This window comes from Bradymonas sediminis, assembly GCF_003258315.1.
In the GTDB taxonomy this organism is placed as follows: domain Bacteria; phylum Myxococcota_A; class Bradymonadia; order Bradymonadales; family Bradymonadaceae; genus Bradymonas; species Bradymonas sediminis.
This window is the reverse complement of record NZ_CP030032.1, coordinates 2,782,423-2,803,285: the sequence shown is the minus strand read 5'-3', so window position 1 is coordinate 2,803,285 and position 20,863 is coordinate 2,782,423. Positions and strand designations below refer to the sequence as shown.

The following is a 20,863-nucleotide window of genomic DNA, read 5'->3' as shown; positions in this document are numbered from 1 at the left end:
TTGCGCGAATAAAAATACCCACGATATTTTCGTCTGGATTACTCAGCCAGTCGTCGCTCGATGAGGTCCAGGGTCTCCTGGACGCCGTAGAGGCTGACGAAGGTGCCAATTCTGGGGCCGCGTTTTTGGCCCAGGAGCAGGCGATAGAGCGTGGCGAACCACTTGCCCAATTTGACGCCGTGGTCCTTGCCTGCCTGGTAGCAGGCGTTCTGGATCTCGTCGGCGTCGTTGCCCTCGTATTGCTCCAGGAACGCACGGAATTGGGCCAATGAGGGGAGCATCTCCTCTTCGGGCAGGGCGTATTCGAGGGTCGGCACGACGAAGTCGCGGTTATAGCGCAGGGCGCGCACGATCATATCGTCGATGACCGCCTCGTTATTGCGGGCGCTGTCGTCGTAGCGAAGCAGGTAATCCCAGACGATCTGCTTGTCGTCGGTGCCCAAAACGTTCACCAGGTTGAGCAGCATCGAGTAGGTCACGTCCGATTCGAAGTCGACCGTCTCGCCGGCCACGACCTTGTCGTGGTCGATAAACCAGGCCGGGTTGTCCATGCGCGCGTCGGAGTCGTCGCGCCCGAACTCCTGGCGGTCCTTGAGGTATTTGTCCACGCTCTGCGGGATGACGTCGAAGTGCAGCTTCTTGGCCTTTTGCGGGCTCTGGAAGATGAACCAGCTTAAACTCTCGAGCGGGCCGTATTCCAGCCATTGGTCGATGGTCAGGCCTTTGCCGACGCTCTTGGAGATCTTCTGGCCGTTCTCGTCCAGGAACATTTCGTAGAAGAGGCCTTCGGGCGGCTCGCCGCCGAGCGCGGTGACGATCTTGGCGCTGAGTTCGGCCGACTCGATAAGGTCTTTGCCGTACATCTCGTAGTCCACGCCGAAGACATACCAGCGCAGCGCCCAGTCGACCTTCCAGCCGACTTTGGTGTTGCCATCGGTGACCGGCATGCGGCCTTCGTGCCCACACGAGGGGGTGTTGCGATAGTCCTGGTCGCAGATATAGCTGAGCTCGCCGGCCTCGGGGTGCGTGTCGACGACACGGGTGGAGTTGACCTTCCCGCAGTTCTGACAGATCGGGAAGAAGGGGCTCCAAGCCTCGCGATTCTCTTTGCGCAGCGTGGGCGTGATGATGTCGCGCACGGCCTCGTAATTCTCAAGAATCTTGAGCAATCCTTCGTTGAACTCACCGCCGCGATATTGGTCGCTGGAGGCTTTGAATTCGTATTCAAAGCCGAAGGAGTCAAGGAAGCTGCGCAGCTTCGCGTTCATATGACCCGAGAAGCTCTCGTGCTCACCGAAGGGGTCCGGGATATCGCAAAGCGGCTTGCCCAGGTGCTCCAGGATAAGCTCCTGGTTGGGGATATTCTCGGGGACCTTGCGCAGGCCGTCGAGGTCATCGGAGAACGCGTACAGGCGCGTCTTCATGCCCGACAATTGCTCAAAGGCGTAGCGGACCCAGAGGGTGCGCGCGACCTCGCTGAAGGTGCCAATATGCGGCAGGCCGCTGGGGCCAAAGCCGGTCTCAAAGAGGACGTCCTCGTGTTTTCGTCCGCCGCGTTTTTTTTCGCGCTCGATTTTGGCCAGGATTTTACGTGCTTCTTCGAAGGGCCAGGAATTGAGATCGGCGGATAATGGGTCTTGAGACATCGGAATTCCTCTCGATTGCGAGATTAGCGTCGTGAGCTGCGAAGGGGGTTAATATCGGTGGTGCTCCGAGGTGACAGGCGCGATTCTCGTCGAGAAAATCCGCGTGTAATACGGGCACCTCGCGCCTTTTATGGTGTGCGGCTTCGCTTCGTCAACCCCGTGTAGACTTTTCGCGATGAGCTTATTACATTTCTGTGACCTTTCGGGCGCCGACAATCTGGGTGAATGGGTCCAAAGTCATGCCTGTCAGCGATGCTCTTGACGGGTTAGGGCGACGCCGTAAATGCTGGGCTTTTGATTGATTGTGCGCGGTTTTATGGTTACTGTTAAATTGCGATGTATGGGCTTCTAGAAAGTTTTGAGGAGAGCGGTCGGTGAATATTGAAATTAGGTCAATTCTACCTGCTCATCGCCCGCAACAATTGCTCGCGCATATCGAAAAAACGGGGTGCAGTTGGACCCGCAGCGCCGTGCGCCCTGAGATGCTCGCGCAGGTCTTAAAGGTTCAGACGGAGCCCGCGATTGTCTTGATTCAGGCCGAGGGGGATATTCACGCGATATGTGAGCTGCTGACATCGCTCTTGCCCCAGACGGCGAGCTGTCCGCTGCCGCCGTATATTCTGGTGATGGGGGTCGGCGACGAGGTCGATGGGGTGATGCGCCTCTATGCATCCGGCGCGGATGAGGTTCTCCCGACGGTCCTCAGGGAGCCCATTCTGCACAGCCGCACCGAGGCGACCGCGCGGCGATTGCGCCGTGCTCAGGAGGTTCAGCGGATTCGGGTTCGCCTCGAACAAGGCCAGGAGCGCGCCAATGTAGGGAGTTGGTATTGGAACGCGCTGACCCTGGAGACCTGGTGGTCGCCGCAGATCTACGAACTTCTGGACCTCGATCCATCGGCGGGCACGCTGAGTTTTCCGGAGGTGCTCTCCCACCTACATCCGGACGATCGTGTCGCCTTCGAGAAGGCCGTTGAGCTTTCGGTTGAGACCAAGCAGCCCTATGCCCTGGAGTTTCGCGTCCTCCTTGAAGGCGGGGGGACCCGCAGGATTTATTGCGAGGGGCGGCCCACCTACGACGAGCAGGGTCAACTCCTTGAGTACGAGGGGGTGATGCAGGATATCGAGGCGCGCTGGCAGACCGAGTCAAAGCTGCGCCGCCAGGAGATCGTGCTCGGGTATATCAGCGAGCAGTTGCCCGCGGCGCTCTACCAGATTCGTCAATTCCCCGATAACTCCGTCGCGTTGGAGTACGTCACCGTCGGCAGCGTCAAAGGATTTGAGAAACTCGCCGAATATAAGGGCGATGATATCACTCAGTACACCTACGAGATCATTGAGGAAGACCGCCCGAGGTTGCTCAGGTCGACGATGCGCGCCGCCGCCGAGTTGAAGATGTGGGTCGATGAGTTTCGGGTGATTGACGATAACGGGGAGATCCGCTGGATCGCCGGGCAGTCGACGCCCGAGAAATGCGAGGATGGCTCGATTTTATGGCGCGGCGTCTTGATCGACATCACCGAGCGCAAGCTGCTCAACGACCAGGTCCAGCAGGCCGACCGACTCTCGACCATCGGCACCATGGCCGCCGGCATCGCCCATGAGATCAATAATCCCCTGGTCTATCTGCTGGGGAATGTGCAATTCGTGCTGGAGTCGCTTGAGAGCGAGGTCTTTGACGGCGACACGATTGAGGCCGCCGATATCGTCTCGATCGTCGGCACCGAGATTCAAGAGATGCGCCGCGCGTTGACCGCGGCGTATAGCGGGGCGCAGCGAATCAGCGTCATCGTCGAGGACCTGATGACGTTTGGGCGCTCAAGCCCGGTCACCGATGAAGCGGTCGACCTGCGAAAGATTTGCCGCTCGGCCGCGCGCATGCTCGACAGTCAGATTCGCCACCGCGCGACGCTCTTCTGCGAGTTCGAAGACATCCCGGAGTTCGACTCAAATGGTGGCCAATTGCGCCAGGTCCTGGTGAATTTGCTGCTCAACGCCGCCCAGGCCATGCCCGAGGATTCGGTCGACAAGAATAAGATCTATCTGCGCATCGCCGAGCGCGATGGGTATGTGATCATCGAGGTCGAAGACAACGGGCCGGGCATCTTGGCGCGCGATAAACGCCGGCTCTTTGAGCCGTTCTTCACGACGAAATCACGCAGCGATGGCACCGGCCTGGGGCTCTATGTCTGCCGCAATATCATCAAGTCGATGGGCGGCAAGATCGAGGTTGAGACGACGGTAGGCGAGGGCAGCACCTTTCGGGTGATCCTGGCGATTAATTAGCCATCCTGGGCTTTCCCGCGCGTCGAAGAAAATCTTCTCGCATCTTTCGCCATCCGATCTATAATGCGGCCACGGCCTCCCTATATGCTTGCATAAACTCGGTATATCTTTAGGGTGGGGGCTATATTCTTCGTGGAGTGGGTTGTGTGGTCGCTCGAGATGATGAAGTCATAATCTTGCAATTAATGAAGTCAAAATTCGGTCGTCGCCTCTGGCAAACACCTATTGCGCGCCCAACTCTGCGTTGGGCGGCGTTTGGGGTGACACTGTTGTTGCTCGGGGTCATTGGGGTGGGGAGCGCTGCTGCCCAGGGCCAAAACGAGATGGCGTCGGCCCAGGCGCGCACCGCCCAATATATCTTCGTGATCGATGATTCGGGGAGCATGAGCCGCCAGATCTCGCGTGAGGGGCCTGCCGCCGACCCGGATCGCCTCGCCGTTTTCGCGGTGCGCTCAACCCTGAGCATGCTCGACTCGGTCGACGAAGCGACGGTGGTGCGCCTTAACGGCAGCAACGATGGCGAACAGATCGTGCCCATCGCGCCGCTCAAGCAGAATCGCAAGGCCCTCGAAGACAAGCTCTCGCTCAAGGGGGCGCTGGCTGAATACGCCGGGCGAAGCACGCCATGTGCCGATTCGCTCGCCCAGGTCAAAGAGGCGCTCAACGCAGCCTACCGGCCCAACGTCGCCCAGGTCGTGATGTTTATGACCGACGGCGCCTGCAACGGGACGAAATTCTCGGGCGACTCCTTTCTCAAAGGCCTTAAATCGGCCGACGACGAACTCTTTAAATTCTATTTGCTGCGCTTCGACGGGCGCGCCTATACCCGCGACTTGGCCCAGCTCGCCGAGCGCACCGGCGGCATGTCGATCGTGGTCAACGCCGAGGACCCGACCGGGATTCTTGAGCCCTTCGCCAGCGCGCTGTCTCGCTCGCAGGGCTATGAATCCTACCTTCTGACGCCTAAAAAACACGAACTCGCCGCCCATAAGGGCGCGCGGCGCGTGCGCCTGCTCGCTGTGGCGCCCGATAAGGGTAAAGCCCTCGAATTCTCCATCGACCCGGCCCGACAGGGCGATAAACCAAAGGTCATCGGCACCCCGAATACCGGCGTGCATCAATTCGAGGACGGGCGCCGCTATCGCTACGCGGCGCTGGATTATCGCCCCGGCACGGTGCCGGTGACGGTGAGCGTCAAGGGCGCGGGCAACGATTGGAAGGTCGTCGCGGTGCCGGAATATCGCCTCTTCGTCGAGATGAAACTGCGCAGCGGCGGGTGCGCCGCGAAGGCCGGGCGCGCGGGCGCGTCGAGCCTGAGCTACGCCGAGGTCGGCAGCCAGATTTGCGCCGAGGTGCGCCTGGTCAACGACGAAGGCGCGATCGTGACCGCGGCCGTGGCGAGTCGGGGGAGCGAGGCGGTGGTGCAATATCAGCAGCCCGGCGAGAAGTCGGCGCGCGCGCTCCCCGCAGCGCGCCAGGGCGACGAGGCGCGCTTTCATTTTGAGCGCTCCAACCTCGTCAAAGGCGACCATATCATCCGTCCCATCGTGCGCCTGGCGGTGCCGGGGCAAAAGGGCGCGACCATCGCGATCAAGGGCGCCGCCCACGCCCTACAGGTCAGCTCCTTAACCATCGAGGCCAACCCCGATCAGGTGCAATTCGGCGCGTTGACGCCGGGCGCCAGTGAGTTTTCGGAGCTTAAAATCTCGGGCAATTTCCCGGCGACCGCCGGCCGCCTGGTCGTGCAAAATCGCAAGGATGTTCCGGAGTGCGTGAGCTTCGCCCTGAGCGGCGTGGAAGAAGGAAAGACCCAGAAGATCACCCCCGGGCAGAGCTATAAATTGGGCGTCGATGTCGCCGCCTATTGCGGCGCCTCGTCTTTTGCCCGCGATATCGAAACCGCGGTGCGCATCGAGTTTCGCCCGAGCGACTCCGGGCTTCGCCCGCCGACCCTGGTCGTGCCGGTGAAGTTCTCGCTTAATAACGAATTCGCCGCCCCGCGAAAGCTCAGCGCCAGCCTCAAGGCCGGCGACTCCGCCCTGATGAACCTCAAGGTCGACGGCAATTTTAAGACCGACGCCGAGTTCAATATTTTGCTGCCGCCGCGCGAGCAGCGCGACGCCTGGCCGTCGGGCTCAAACGATTTAGAGCTGCAGTTTTTGGACGCCGCCGGCGAGCCGATCCGTAACGGCGGCGAGGTCGCGCAGAAGGCGAAGAAGCGATTCTCGCCGGGCGGGCAGGGCGCGCCGCTGCAGGTCCGGGCGGCCTCCGACGCGTGCTGCGCCGGCGGCGTCTACCGCACCGAGCTAGTGCTCGCGCCGACCTCGGGCACCAAAGAGCCGATTCGAGTGCCGGTCGAGATCACGGTCGAAGCCGCGAGCATGTGGCAATGCTGGGGCTCCATGATTCTGTGGGCGCTGCTGGCGCTGCTGCTGATTCTCTTGTTGCTCTACGTCTATAATATGTTTCGCAACAGCCACTTCTTGAGTAAGAAGAGCCTGGTCGCCGATATCGAATTGCTCGAGTGGAACGCCACGGGCATGACGAGCAAGGCGAGCGACGGGCCGCGCAAGGTGCGCACCATCGTCGATAAGGGCTTCGGGTTTGGCCCGCGGGCGAGCGCCTGGTTTAAGGCGAATCCGCTCAAATTGGGCCTCCCCAATGACTATCGCTATGACGAAACCGTGCGCCTGATGCTCAACCCGAATCAGGCTCAACTCACGAGCTTAAAGGTGCTGGATAAGGTCGGTCATTTTGAGCAGCTCAAGGCGCGTCCGCGCACCGCGGCGCATATCTTTGCCTCCAAAAATAATGGCTTCTATGGCGTGCCCGATGAGGAAGGATTCCTCGGGGCGTTTCGCTACGAAAATCATATGCCGAGCTTGGACGGTGAGCTGGAAGTCGCCAGTTTCCGCAATGATAAATTAGTGCTTGAAGATAGTGAAAGAATGCAGGGTACTTTCGCCGGTTGGGAGATCGGTTAATTGATGCTGATAGGGAATTGATATGCCGAATAATGAGCGCGCGATTGTCGAAGAGTTGCTGACGAAACCAAGCATGGTGAGCCCCACTTTGTTTGTGGGCATCGGTGGGTGCGGGAGCGAGATCGCCGTGCGCGTCGCGCAGCATCTTAAGCGCCAGGATGACTATCATGAGCGCTACAAAGACCTGATCAAATTCGCGTTTATTGATACCAATATCAATGACCTCGAAAACTATCGGGAGCACGCCGACGAGTCCTTTCTGATCAGTAATTTTGAGAAGGAAGAGTACGCGAATCTGGCCGGCGGAAAGCTCTTCTTGGAGGCCGACGACTATTTCACCCAATGGGTGCCCCAGGACTATCGCTTCCGCGCCGGAGACACCGCCGGGGCGGGGCAGATTCGCATCGAGTCGCGCCTGGGCTCCTATTATCAGATGAAGCATAAGGGCATGCTCGCGCGCTTTCGCCGCCTGCTTGAGTCGATGAAGAATCACAACCACGGGCATCGCCGCCTGCAGACGACCGAGATTCGCATCGTGATGTGTTATTCGGTCGCCGGCGGCACGGGCTCGGGTAGTTTCTTGCCGCTCGCCTATGCGTTGCGCGACCAGGCCAAGGAGCTTGGCAAGCCCACGATGATCGGCGTCACGGTGATGCCGGCGGTCTTCGAGGACAAAACCGGCGCCAATAAAGACGGCACCTTCGCCAACGGGTACGCCGCGCTCAAAGAGACCGAGCACCTGATGAAATTGGGCTCGCCGGAGTCGCGCTTTTACCCCGAAGACGGCATCGAATTTCATTATAACCCGGGCGATACCTCGAAGCGGCGCGTGTATCAGCAGCCCTTTGACTTCATGTATATTATCGACCGCCCGGAGTCCTATAGCCTCAAAAAGCCGGTGCAGGCGGCCGCCGATGGCCTCTATCTGCAGCTATTTACGCCGCTCTTTAAGGTGCAGATGGGCGATTATGATAATTATACCCAGCACCAGCGCTTTCTGGTCCCCCACGATTTCGAGGGCAAGGGGATCGTGGGTTATACCCAATATTATGGCTCCTTTGGCTCGGCGGTGCTCCTGGTGCCCGTCGACGGACTCGTCGACTATTGCGCGCGCTCGGCGGCGCTCAGCCTGATGCGCTCGAGCTTTTTGGGGAGCATCCCCGGCGGCAAGGTCTATAGCCCGCTTCGCAGCAACGCCGACGGCTTCTATCAGGTCACCGAGATGGACGGCGAGAACGCCGCGCCCATCCATTTGGCCGACTTCGCCAAGCGCGACTCCGAGACCCAGAAACGCCTGCGCGACCGACTCTTCCAAAAGCGCGTGCGCCTGCTCGCGGCCTGCGAGCACGAAGATGGCTCGTCGGCGCAATTTATGGAGATCTTTCGCCACGGCCATCAGCCTGGCCGCTTCCCGAAGATCGACGGGAAGGTCGACGTCGACGCCGACGCGGAGCGCCAGGAGCGCGAGAACCTCGGCCAGGGCGGCATGAAATATTCCATCGGGGCGATACTTTTGGAGTCCGTGGGCGGCGACCCGTGGCCCGGGCTGACGAAATTTGCCAACGCCGCGATTCAAAACGAGATGAAGAGTGGCATCGAGCAGACCCCCTACGAGAAGAATAACGACCTGGCCTATTGGCGCTCGGTGGTGTCGAGCAACACCCGACGGCTCACCCAGGTCGGCACGAATATCATCGAGAATGGGTACCACGACCCGCGCATGAAGGTGTTGATCCCGGGCATGCGCGAACTGGTGGACCTCGACTTTATGAAGAACGACGCCGGTGAGGTGAACCTGGCCGCGCAGCGCTACGCCGCGCTGAGCGTGCTCGACGCGCTCAAGGCCGAAGACCCGCGCATCGCCGAGCCCAAGCCGCCGCAGATCGACCGCGACGAGGGCGACCGCATCAAGGAAGACGACTTCAAGCGCATCATCGGCCAACTCTACGAATACGAGGCGGCCAAGGCGTTTTATGAGGTTCAGAAGTCCTTCTTGGCCCAGCGCGCGACCTTCCGGAATAACCTGCTCGGCCTGGCCGAGCAGTTGCGCGGGTTGGAGCAGGGATTTGACTCCTTCGCGCGCACCAAGCAGAGCGAGAACGAGCGGCTGCGCGTCGAGGGCGATGACTCGGCGAATCAATATATCATCGACACCGAGGCCCTGCAGATCGAGAACGGCCGGCGGATGTGGGACTTCTATTACGAAGACGAGATCGACACGCTTAGCGAGTTGAGCCTGCAGAGCAAGCCGATTCAAACGCGCCTAAACGGCGTGCTTCGGATGATGAGTCTGCAGACCGGCGTCGGTAATTCGGCGAAGCTGCAGCGCATCTATGAGTCGCTCCTCGAGTATATCGAGGGCTTCTTAAAGACCCGCATCGGCGGCGATCCCAAGTCGCAGGACCCGTCGCGGCGCAACGGGCTTCGCCTCGACCAGGCGCTGCGCCTGGAGGCCGAGTATCGCGCGCTGTATCGCAGCAATCAGGAGGAGATCGACGCCAAGGGCGCGCAGGCGATTCGCGACGCCGTCGCGCGCTATCGCAGCCGGCCCGAAGAGGAGCAGATCAACCTGGGCGACGACGTCTATCAGGAGTATTTCCGCGATAAAGTCTCGCGCATTCAATCCGAAAAGGCCGCGCTCTTGTGCAGCTTCGACGAGTCGCGAAGCGAGCAGGGCGGTGTGCGTCCGAATCATATCTTTTTGGGGCTTAAGTCGCGCGATTTCGGCGACCCGGATATCGAGGCGGCCATCACCAGCGTGGAGTCGGCGGGCATCAAATGGCTCGACGACGAGTGGCATGACCCGCACGCCATCGTCTTCTACCGCGCGGTGCTCAACGTGCCGCTGTACGTCTTCGGGCGCATGCGTGAGATGGGCGAGTATTATCACCGCTTCAAGGGCATGGCGAAGCGCGCCAAGGTCCTGCATATCGACAAGAATTGGGAGAATACGCTGCCCGATCTCGACCCCGATGGCGCGCTCGAAGAGCACCGCCAGGAGTTGGTGCGCCAGCATATCGTGAACTTCGGCGTGCTGCTGACGCTCAAAGACCCTTACGGCGCGCATTCGGGGTATCTGATTCATCGGAACGGGCGTTATTTCTTGCGTGACCCGCAGCAGACCCACGCGATGGACGGCGAGGGGCTGGCCGAGCTCGGCGAGTCGCTCACCGAGGCGATTGAGCGCCTGCCGGACCTGCTCGAGGCCGAGCGCGTCAAATACCTGAGCTATCAGCAGATGCTCCAGGGTGTGCAATACGGGCTGGCGCCGATGGTGCTCGAGAAGGTCGTGAAGCTCCCCTATAAGTGGCGCAAAAGCCGCGACCAATTGCGCACCCAATACGGCAGTGAGCCCTCGCCGGAGCAGCGGCTTAAGCTCAAGGACTTCACCGATTCCTATAGCCGCATGACCGAGGCGCTTGAGGCGTTGCTCGAGCGGCTGCGCTCGATTGAGGCTGAGCAGCGGACCATCGGCGGTGTGATGGAGTCGAACCCCGCCGGGCTCCCCGACGGGATTGCGCAGTCGAACCTGCGCCAATCCATCGAAATCCTGCGCTATTTTGTCGAGGGTTGGCGCGCGATGGAGCATCCCGAGGAGAGTCGCGCGGTGGCCTCGGACTTCCGCAATATCTTCAACCCCATCGGCGAAGATCAGTTCAAGCAAACGCTTGATATTCTGCGCTCGGGCGAGATCGACCGGGCGTCGTTTAACAAACGCTCGAAGCCGTCGGCCGACCCGTCCATCGCTCCTACCACGACCGATAAAGAATGAATGAGCGACCCGATAAGCGTTTGTCCTATCCCGCGCCGAGTATCGTGCTGGGATTGGGCGACCTGGGGTTGGCGGTGCTCGAGCGTCTCGGCGAGGATTGGGAGACGCTTGAGCAAGCCGGTGGTGGGGCATCGCTTAAGAACCTGCGCCTGGTTCACCTGCGCGCCAACCCGCAGGTCGATGACGCGCGTTGGCGCGACAGCGAGCGCCAATTTGTAGAGATCGCCCGCTATACCGGCGAGGGCGACCTGCCCACGCTCGCCCTTGATTTTGTGATTTTGCGCGCGCTCGGGCTGATTCGCTACCGAAATGGCACCTATCAGGTCGCGATTCCGCGCGACCGCGGCGTGGTCGAAGTGCCCGGCGGGGCGGGGCAAGACGCGCGCGACGAGGACTATTTCGCGCGGCGTCGCTTCTTTGAGTGGAAGTCGCTTAGTCCCGACCCGATCACCTCGGTGGAGCGTCTTCGCGCAGTCAAAGAGCGCCACCCCGAAGTTGATCTTTTTATCTCACCGTTGGTCAACCGCATCCGTCAGGGGCATAGCCCGCGCGCGGTGCTCGGCTGTGTGAGTCGCTGTCGCGCGCTGGCCGAAGGGCGCGACCCCTCGCCCTGGCAATGGTTTGCGCAGGCCGTCGGCGAGCGCCAGGAATTGGCGCAGGCGGCCGGTGAGCAAACTATCTTATTCGAGCGGGACTGGCTTGAGCCCGGGGATCTGTCTGGGCTGCTCGACGGCATCTCCGAAGACCCGCGGGCGGGTTGGTCCGAGTGGGTCTATGGCCTGGGCGCCGCCGGTGCGTTGCCTGCGCTGCAGGAGCTTCAGGTCCCCGAGCGTGAGTTCTCGTTGACGCTCCCCGCGCCATTTTTGCCGCGCGGCCATGATCTAAGCGCGCCGATTTCTCCCTTCGACCTGCTTCGGGTCGATTGGGAGACGACCGGCTGGGCGACGCGTGACACCGGGATGGGCGAGGCGGTGGAGTTTGACCCGGTCGAGGTCAGCCCATTTCGACTCGGGCTCTTTGACCACGACGATTGCTCGCGGGTGCATCAGACCCACGGCGAGGAATTTCGGCAACGCCTGCGCGAGCTGGCGGTGCACACCCATCGCGGCCTGATTCGCATGTGGGTCGACCTGCAGCGCGAGCGGGTCGAGACCTCCGACGAGAAGCATAAGGCGTCGCTCTACCGCGCCAACTCGGACGACGCGCTCGATCAATCGCTCGAGATTTTGGGCGAGTTATTGGTGCGCCCGTTGATCTCGGAGACCTTCGATGAAGAGCCCGATGGCGCGCGCGCCGAGCTGGACTTTGTGCGGCGGAGCGCGGCTAATCGAGGCGATGATTCCGATGCTTACGCGCAGCGAGCGCACGGCGGGGATGCCAATCTGCCCCGGGGCGCCAGTGAGTTTTTGCGCCGTCTGGTGGTCGAAGAAAGCTCGCCCGAAAATAAGGTGCAGCATGTGCTCAACGCGCGTCTTCAGGAGCTGGGCTTTGGCTCGCCGACCAAGGCTGCGCCGGCGCGAACGCTCTTTAATGAGGTGCGCCTGAGCCCCGAAGATATCATCAACGACCTGGACTCAGGGCGGGTCGTCGGCTCGGAATTTCTCAACCAACGCAGCCCGGGTCTGCTTGAGTTGCGTAGCCTTTTGAACTCCCAAACCCGCGAGCTCTATGAGTTTTCGTTTCTCAAAGAGTATCGCAATAAGCCGGGGACCCAGGCGCCGCGGCTGACCGTCTACGTGGTCGGCGATATGAGCGAGGCGTTTTCGCGGACCTCGATGCGCACGATTTTGCGCGAGGTTCACGCCGAGTTATTGCGCGCCTTTGGCCCGATTTTTGAGTCCTTCCGCGAGGGTTTTGACCGCGCGCTCTCGGTCGTGCCGATCTTGTGGATGCCGCACCCGGCAGACTCCTTTGGCGGCAAATATCCCAATGAGAATCGTGGCGAAGAGGCCGCGATTATCGAATCGATTCAGGGGGTTAGGCGTTGGGTGGAGTCGGTGCCGCGTGGCAAGCGCTGCATTCCTCAGGTCATCATCAATAGCCGGGTGACCGATAACGCGGTGCTGTCGGTCTGGGATTCGGTGCGCCAGACCCGCGACTTCTTGAGCTTCCAGATCCGCAGCGATCTGGCCAGCGACAAGTGGCTTCGGCGCACCGCCACCGCCGCGCGCGGCGATGATCTTTTTGCGTCGTTCTCCTGCCACGAGATCTCGTTTCCGGCCGAGAAGGCGCGCGAATATTTGGCCAATCGCTTCGCCCGCCAGAGCCTCGCCCGCATTAAGCGCGGCGAGCAGGGCGGGCTGCCCAAGGTCAGCGATGCGCCGATCAGTCCGCCCAAAGTGGAGGATTTGCTCGCTGAGCCCGTGCGCTCGCTCGCCAAGGAAACCGGCAGCTCGGCAAAGGCGATGGCCGCTCGGATTCTCGGGCGCGTCGCGGTCAACGCCGACACGCGCGCCAGCCTGGTCGAATCGCGCTTCGATGACGCCTTTGAAGAGGAGCTACGCGCGCATATTTATGATGAATGGCGCGCGTTTACCCGGCGCCGCGGTCAGATGGACGAGATGGTCGACGCGCTGCGCCGGGAGACCTCGGGCGAGCTCGGGCAGACGCTGAGCGTGGTGCAAAAAGTCGGCGACCGCCTCATCGACGAGCACGCCAGCAAGGGCGGGCTCAAGCGCGCGTATGCTGGGTTTGAGGAGCTTCATGATATCGGTCGCGATCATCTGCGCGACCACGAAAGGCAACGCCTCGACAGCGAGCGAATTTGTCTGAGCCATAGCATCCCGAGCACCGACGCCCTGCAGTCCACCCGCGAGCAGGTGCTCTCGATCGCGCGTGACAAGCCCGATAATGACGCGATGAAGCTTGGCCTCCTTGTCTGGGCGATCTTGTCGCCGGTGCTCGGCGCGCCGCTGTCGTGGGGTATCGCCGAGGCCATGGAGCTGCAGGCCGAGCCGGGCGTCGCCGAGTTTTTGCTGGGCCCGCTCGGCCCGGTGGTCGGCGGTCTGCTGGTGTTTTTGCCGGTCTTCTGGCTGCTTCGCCGACATATGAATGACTATGTCGAGCGACTTCAGGGCGCGGTCAATCAGATGAGCGACGCGGTGCGGCGGGTGGTCGAGGGCGGTGAGAATCCGCTGTCCAGCGCACCCTCGATTCGCTCGTTTATGCAGGCGCGCCTGGCGCATAGCGGGGCGCTGGCGACCCGAAATTACGCCGGCCAGGTCTACGAGCGCGTGCTGCGCGACTTAAGCCACGCGGGTCGTCTGCGCCGCAGCGTTGACCTGCAGAGCGAATATTTGACCCGCCGGGCCGAGAACCTCGGCGTCCAATTTAGCATGACCGAGCTCGACGCGGGCGGCGCTGACGAGCCGTCGGATGACCTTAGCCGACTCTTTAATTCACAGTCGCGCATGCCCAGCGACCTGCTCGTGTCGTCGGAACACCTGATCGATTATTATCGCGGCCGCGTCGGCGGAACCCGCGAGATCGACCAGATGCTCGAGAAGTTTATCAAGGCCGTCGGCGGCTTTGAGAATTGGCGAAAGGTCGCGTCGATGTCGGATTCGGCCCGCATCATGGCGTTCACGCGCGCGCATTTCCAAGAGATCGTGGCCGACCCGGTCAGCCGTCAATTTGACTTTGAGGATGAACTGCGCGAGCGCCTGGTGGATTTTGTCATCACGAATTCGCCCAATATTGGCTTCGGCGCCAAATTCGTCGGCTACGAGGGGCTCGACCCCGACGGCGTTCATCTGCTGGCCGATTCGACGCTCGTTTTGCACCCGGGGCTTGAGCCGGTTTTCGACGCCGCCAAAGACGCCGAGGGCGCGCCCGCCCAGCTTCAGGGGATCAAGGTTCAGGTCGCCCGCGTGCCGCCAAACGCCGCGTATATGCTCTCGCTCGTGCAGGGCATTCGCCCGCATAGCCTGCGCAATTTGCGCCGCTTCGAATCCTTCCATCATCGCGCGCGCATGCCCGATGACCGAACCTTTCCGTTGTCTGGCGAGAGTCGCCAGAGCTGGGAGAGCATGCCGATCAATCATCTGACGGGATACGAATCCCTGCAAAATAGCATCAATCAGGACGTTCTTTATCACTCGCGAGAGCTCGAATCCTCGGCCCAGCAAATGGTGATGGACGCCGGGCAGGACGAGCCGGCGAAGGACCCGACTTCGACGGGAGGCAACGATGAATGATCTTCCCGGAGGAAACGGCTTCATCGCGGGGCTGGTCTTATTAATTCGCATGTTCATCGCCCAGATGTGGCGCTGGTTGGCCGAGGCCTTCGACCTCGCCCAGCATATCGGCCCGATGGGCGCCGCGCTGGTGATTCTGGGTGTCTGCGCGCTCGCCTTTTCGATCGCCTTTGCCATGCAGCGCCGCATCAACCGCGCGTTGATCGCCAACCCGAGCGACACGGTCTCCATCCCCATGCAGGAGCTGGCGTTCCTGCTGCCGGTGGTCGTCGTCTATGTGCTTATCTATCCGATTTTGCTCATAATTCGGGCGATACGTGCGGCCATTAATGCGATCGGCGCGCTCTTCGCGAGCAAGGATGACGCGAAAGAAAAAGAAGAGAAGGCCGAAGCAAAAGAGCCGCCTTCGGTGATCGTTGCGAGCATCGGGCCGTCGTTTTTGTGGGCGGGGTTGATCGTCGCGGCGCTCTTTGGCCTGGCCTGGCTGACCGAGCCGCTGCTTCGCTACCAACTCGGGTTGGGCGAGGGCGCGCCGGCCTGGCAATATCTGCTGCTGGGCTCGCGCCCCGAGATGCAGTGGTATATGCCCTTGCAGCGTTTTCCCTACCTGAATCTTCTGAGCTCCGCGGCGCTGTGGTTTGGCGTCTGGTGGTGGACCGCGCGAATCATCCGCGTCGTCTACGGCAGCGAGCTCGGGGCGAACCTCGCCTCGCGCATCCATAATAACCATCTGCTGGCGAGCTGGCGGACCTGGTTTGGGGCGAGCAAACTCTTTAAGGCGGATGACTCCTATCGAAGCTGGGCGTCCTGGCTATTGGTCGCGGCGGTGCCGTTTTTGGCCTGGGGGCTTGGCACGATCGCGGGCGACCCCTATCGGATGCATAGCTCGTTCTTCTCGATCAGCGTGATCCTTTGGGTCTCGTGGGCGATTCATTTGAGCCTGTCGGGGCATTGGTATTTGTCCGAACCCAAGGTCGAGGCGCCCCCCGAGGTCGAGCCCGACCCGGGCAAGGGCTGGCCCGACGTGCTCGCCGATCTCAAGACGCGGCTGCTGGTCGAGGAGCCCTATACCTTCGAGGCGCCGCGCGTCGTTCAGCCGATCGAGGCGGCCGCGCGGCCGGCCGACCGCGGGCTCATCTCGGATTTGCTCGAAGAGATCTACCCGAGCCATTCGGATAACCCCGATGCCCAAAAGATCGGGCTGACGCATATGCAGCAGAGCGTCCTGGAGACGCTCTCGCGCCAGGCTTATGTCCACCTCGACCCGCCGCCCAAAGCGGCGAGTCTGGAGCTGGGACGGGTGAGCGGGGCGGGGATTGAGGATGAGTCCGGCCAGCGCCATCGCAACCAGGTCATCCTCGCGCCCGACGGCAGCGGCAAGACCACCCTCGCCATGCTCGCCGCCTTCAACCATGCGCTCACCCACACCCGCTCGACGCTGGTCGTCACCCGCGACGAGGAGTCCGCCGAGCGCTTTAGCGAGCTGCTGCGCGCGACCCTGGAGCCCTCGACGCTTCGCTGGACGCTGCGCGTAAAAGCCGCAAATTCCAGCCTGATCTCGGATCTTAGCCAGGGTATTATCCCCGATGTCATCGTCACGAGCCTTCGCCAATTGGTGGTGTCGATCCTGGATGAGCCGCAGCTTTTTGCGCCGTTTTTAAAGACCCTGGGCCTGATTATTATCGACGACGCCGAGTCGTTTTGTGGGCCGGTCGAGGTCCATATGCAATTGGCGTTTCGTCGGCTAACGCTGCGGGTGCGCGAGCTGCTTGGCACCAATCAATTGGGCGAGGAGAGCGCGCCGGTGACCCTGATCCTGGGCACCGATTCGATGCATAATACCGCGGCCTGGCTGAAGTCATTATGCGGCATCGACGCGGTGACGCGGACCTTCGATTATAGCGACGATGGCTACGGGGACGCGTCCTCGGCCACGGGGACCGAAGCGTTGGAGGACGCCGAACCGGGGCGCTATCATCTGTTTTATCAGCTCAGCGACTTCAGCACACAGACGGGCGACGGTGTGTCGGTCGCAGACCTCATCGCCTCCTGCGAGCGCCTGGGGATCGCCTGGCATTATCACCGCTGCGGCGACGCGATGCGCCGCCACGGGCGCCGTCAGTTAAAGCTTGGCCAGGAGCCGCAATACGATGTCGAGTCGCCGCTCGACGCCTGCGTGGTCTTTTTGGAGGGGCATATCAGCACGGTGCGCCGCGAGATTCGCCACTTGAGCCGCGCGGGGCTTCGCTACCTGCCGGCCGAGGGTGAGACCGAACTCGCCGGGCCGGTGCCCATCGCCCTCATCAGCGTGGTCGACTCCGACGAGCGCATGGCGCTGACCGAGCTGAACCCGAACTCTTCGCTGGCCGAGATCGTGCGCACCTTGCCGCGCCCCGTGGTCCGCGCGCCCTTTGGACAGGCGGTCGAGGCGCATCTTGCCTCGGACCTTGTCGACACCTGGTTGGAGGTCGCCGATATCCTTGACGTTTTTGGAAATACCGCGGTTCACACGCTCTCGCGGCTGGCCGAATCCGGGCTCTTGCTCCACGAGTCGCGCACCGATCTCGACGAGGCGCATAACGAATACGAGACGAATTTGCATGTGCGCGTGCCGCTCAAAGCGGTCGCCAGCGGCAAGGAGCACGACCCCTCGTCGGTCGCGCATTTGCTGCCGCCGCGCGTCGCCCAGGTCGAGCGCCCGCCGGGGCCAAGCGTCGCCGTGCGCGACCGCACAAACCTCACCGTGCTCGAAGAAACCGACAAGATCAGCGCGCGTCATCTGTATTATCCGGGCCGGATTTTTGAGAGCGCGAAGGGGCGCTATGTCGTGGTGAGCCGGGCAGCCGAAGAGTCGCGCCAGCAGCGCAAGACGAGCCCGGTATCGGCCCACGATATTTTGGTCGAGCCCTTTCTTAATGACGAGATCTCGAGCCCGCGGCGTCGCACCTACGTCAGGCCGATGCGCTCCAGCGATATGCTGCCGGGCGCGGTCGCGCCCCTTCGGGCCAACGCGAAATCCGGCGAGAATAATGTCGACGCCGAGCCGCTGTTTATTGGCGATTTTCCGCTGGCCGTGTCGCTCGGCGCGGTCGAATGCCGCACCCAACATCGGGCGACCTTCCGGCTCGACGCCCATCATTACGAGGTGCGCCAGCGCATTTTGTTTGATGATATTGAGCCCGAGACGCTGCGCACCGTCGCGCTCGGGATCTACCCGAACCCGGCGCTCGAGATCGTGTCCTCGCCCGATTGCCCGCGCCTGCAATTGCGCGACGCGCGCCTCATCGCTGCGGCGATGCGCGCGCTGCTCCCGTCGATCTATCGCGGCGCCGACAGCGATATTCAGGTCGCCCTTCATATCGCGGACCCCGACGCGCCGCCCGAGCACGCGCTCGGCCCAGACGAGGGCTTTTATCTCTACGACCCGCATCTCGGCGGCAACGGCACGGCCCACGCGATTCACCGCGACGGCGTCGAGCTTCTGTTGCGTTTTTGCCGCGTTTATTTGGAGCGCGTCCTTTATCATGACCGCCTGCGCGCCCGCTACGATTTCTGGGCCGACGAGGACGAGCTGCACGGCCGGCGCCGCGTCGGTCAGGCCCGCTCGCGCGACGATATCTATTACGAGGACCTCAGCGAGCGCGATCGCGACCAATTCGCCCGCAAACGCGCGCTCTCCTGGCTCGACAGCCGCCTGCGCCCCGAAGGAAGCAGCACCGGCGGCAAACGCCGCGCGCAATTTGGCGTCGGATCGGAGGAGGGCGAGGGCGATATCTTCGATTTGGGCCGCTGCTGGTTCAGCGCGGATGGCAGCGTCACCGACCTTATCTGGACGCGCCATCGCTGGATGCTCGACAGCCCGCGTGAGGTCGGCGCGAGCGAGGATTCGCCGCGCGCCCAGATGAGCGAAGAGGCGATGTGTGACGTCGGAATCGGGCGAGAGATCGCGGCGCGCGCCCGGATTTATGACGCCGATACGCCCCAACTTAGCGAGCAGCTCAACTGGATTACAAAGCAGCTCCAGAACCCCGCGTTTATGCTCGAAGACCAGAGCATCTGGGGCACTCCGTGCACCGTTTGGGAGGCCGATGGGGACAGCGACGCCGCCACCGGATCCGACGCCGCGTTGCTCAAATTACCCGCGACGCTCGCCTTCCAGAAGCTCGCCAACGCCATCGTCTGTGACAACTACGAAATGCTCGCACCGCTCGCCGAATTGCTCGCCGAGCGAAGTGGGTTTAGGTCGGCGGAGCCTGGTCGAGACGGTGTTTTGGGTGGGGGTGGTTTGGGGGGCGATGAGGAGCGACGGCGCTTCGAGATGGCGCGTTTTTTGGCGGATTTTGTCCAGGGGATTCCCTTCGTCCCCGAGGACGACCCGGAGACGATCTTTGGGCCGGTTCATACGCTTTTGTACCGCCTCGGCAACCAGGAGTCGCAGTCGCTTCTGCTCGCGATTCTGTTGCGTCACGTGGGCATCGACGCCGGACTGTTTTTGCACCCCGAGAGCGATTCGATTTGCTGCGGCGCGGCGTTGCCGGCGGACCCGAGCGCCGAGGGCATTGCGCGGTGGCGCGCGGAGTTTGGCGACCCCGAGCAGAGCCTTATCTGGGCGGAGTTGGCGCCGCAGCCGGGCGCGACCGGGGGCGTCGAGCGGGCGTTTGTGCCTATCGTTACGGACTCTCAAACGCCGCTGGCGAGCATCGAGGCGCTGGGCTTAAGCAGCGACGGGCAGGGCAAGTGGGTCTTCTTGCCGCTGTCGGCCGCATGGCTTCGCCTGGGCGTCGAGAAGCGCGAGATTAAGGAGGAGCGATGAGCAAGCGACGCTATTTTAGGGCGCAGCTATTGGGCGTGTCGTTGTTGGCTTTTGCGGCGGTCTCCTGCACTGACCAAGGGCCGCGCGAGCTGGCGCAGCCGATCTTTGACGCGCGCGCGCCCTTTGAGGAATTGTCGGCGAGCGGGACGGGCGCTACAGGCGCCAAGCGCTCCGGGCAGAGCGCCGGGGGGAGCGAATTTGAGAAGGCGATCGCCGAGTCGATGGCTGGAGGCGACGACGCTGAGCAAGACCCCGCAGATGACGGCGCCGCGGCGCAGGACGCCCAGGCGAGCGAGGCGGTGCAGACCCAAAAGGTCGTGTTGCCCGGTGGGCTCGCGTCCACCGTGCCGCTCGACTTCGACACCTGGAAGTGGACCTCCGAAAACGGCGTGACCCTCATCACCCACCGGGCCCCGGGTGGCACAAGCCCCGACGCGGTTATCTACGCCGAGCGATTCTCTAATCTGGTGCGCGTCTACCCATCCCAGGAGATGGAGCGCTTTCGCAAATTCGCCGACCCGGGGTTTACTTCCCTCCTGGACCTCCTGAACCCCGAGTCCCCCGCGCTCCCGCAGGCCGCCCTGGAGCAGCTCGACCCCGCGCAATTGCGCGAGCTAGGCATCGACCCCGCCCAGCTCACAGGAAGCGCGACCCCCGCGTCAAACGAACCGGCGAAGCTCGTGCAAACCCTCAACTATCGCTCCTCGAGCGACACCTTCAGCGGCTGGAAGTGGTTCGGCAAAAACGACGCCGATGTTATCCTGCGCCTGGGCCGCACCCAGGGCCGCTGGAAGGCTCCGCAGTTGCGCGGCGAGCAGGAGGTGAACGAGGGCGAGAGCAGCGCGTGGATGCTGCTGGGAAGCGCGAACCTGGGCGGAAATATGGGCACCCATATCGCCATCATCTGCAAACAAGCCCCGCGGTGCTCCGTGGCCTCGGAGCTCTCCGAATTCCTCGCCAAGCTCGCGCCGGCGGATGCGTCGACGCTGTCGGTTGTGGGTGGGGAGTCGACGACCAATCGTTGAAGAACCGTCGATGAATCGACCGCCGCGTGGGGACAAGGCGCCACGCTCTAGCAGGGCCGTGGTCCGCGATTCGGGCCAAGGCCCGGCGGACCTTGAATAGCGCGTGTATCAGATCAGCGGCCCCCACGCGTGAGCGTGGAAG

General features: G+C 62.3%; 7 protein-coding genes. 6 read left to right on the top strand and 1 reads right to left on the bottom strand.

Annotated features, from left to right (window positions below; genetic code table 11):
- Positions 1–38: 38 nt before the first annotated feature.
- Positions 39–1,646: a lysine--tRNA ligase gene (locus DN745_RS10565; protein WP_111334664.1), complete on the bottom strand. Its 1,608-nt coding sequence runs from the start codon at positions 1,644–1,646 to the stop codon at positions 39–41.
- Positions 1,647–2,020: 374 nt separating this feature from the next.
- On the opposite strand from DN745_RS10565, the gene DN745_RS10560 reads away from it, so the two are divergent.
- The 6 genes from DN745_RS10560 (at position 2,021) to DN745_RS10535 (ending at position 20,721) form a co-directional block, all read left to right on the top strand.
- Positions 2,021–3,931, top strand: coding sequence for a PAS domain-containing sensor histidine kinase (locus DN745_RS10560; protein ID WP_133621775.1), 1,911 nt, complete (start codon positions 2,021–2,023; stop codon positions 3,929–3,931).
- A gap of 260 nt (positions 3,932–4,191) precedes the next feature.
- The gene (locus tag DN745_RS10555; RefSeq protein ID WP_133621776.1) at positions 4,192–6,915 is read left to right on the top strand and encodes a vWA domain-containing protein; all 2,724 of its coding nucleotides are present in this window, start codon (positions 4,192–4,194) and stop codon (positions 6,913–6,915) included.
- Between the two features lie 22 nt (positions 6,916–6,937).
- Positions 6,938–10,687 (top strand): tubulin-like doman-containing protein, encoded by a 3,750-nt coding sequence (locus tag DN745_RS10550; RefSeq protein ID WP_111334659.1) that lies wholly within the window; start codon positions 6,938–6,940, stop codon positions 10,685–10,687.
- Complete coding sequence (locus DN745_RS10545) at positions 10,684–14,883, top strand: hypothetical protein (RefSeq protein ID WP_111334657.1); 4,200 nt, start codon at positions 10,684–10,686, stop codon at positions 14,881–14,883. The genes DN745_RS10550 and DN745_RS10545 overlap by 4 nt, the downstream gene beginning before the upstream one ends.
- On the top strand, positions 14,876–19,696 hold the full coding sequence (locus DN745_RS10540) for a DEAD/DEAH box helicase (protein ID WP_111334656.1): 4,821 nt from the start codon (positions 14,876–14,878) through the stop codon (positions 19,694–19,696). The genes DN745_RS10545 and DN745_RS10540 overlap by 8 nt, the downstream gene beginning before the upstream one ends.
- Entirely contained in the window at positions 19,693–20,721 is a 1,029-nt protein-coding gene (locus DN745_RS10535; protein WP_111334654.1) for a hypothetical protein, read from the top strand. The genes DN745_RS10540 and DN745_RS10535 overlap by 4 nt, the downstream gene beginning before the upstream one ends.
- Positions 20,722–20,863 lie beyond the last annotated feature (142 nt).

Excerpts from the sequence above, each read along its gene's own strand:
- DN745_RS10565 (WP_111334664.1), bottom strand. The coding sequence starts at position 1,646 with ATGTCTCAAGACCCATTATCCGCCGATCTCAATTCCTGGCCCTTCGAA.
- DN745_RS10550 (WP_111334659.1), top strand. The coding sequence starts at position 6,938 with ATGCCGAATAATGAGCGCGCGATTGTCGAAGAGTTGCTGACGAAACCA.
- DN745_RS10545 (WP_111334657.1), top strand. The coding sequence starts at position 10,684 with ATGAATGAGCGACCCGATAAGCGTTTGTCCTATCCCGCGCCGAGTATC.
- DN745_RS10540 (WP_111334656.1), top strand. The coding sequence starts at position 14,876 with ATGAATGATCTTCCCGGAGGAAACGGCTTCATCGCGGGGCTGGTCTTA.
- DN745_RS10535 (WP_111334654.1), top strand. The coding sequence starts at position 19,693 with ATGAGCAAGCGACGCTATTTTAGGGCGCAGCTATTGGGCGTGTCGTTG.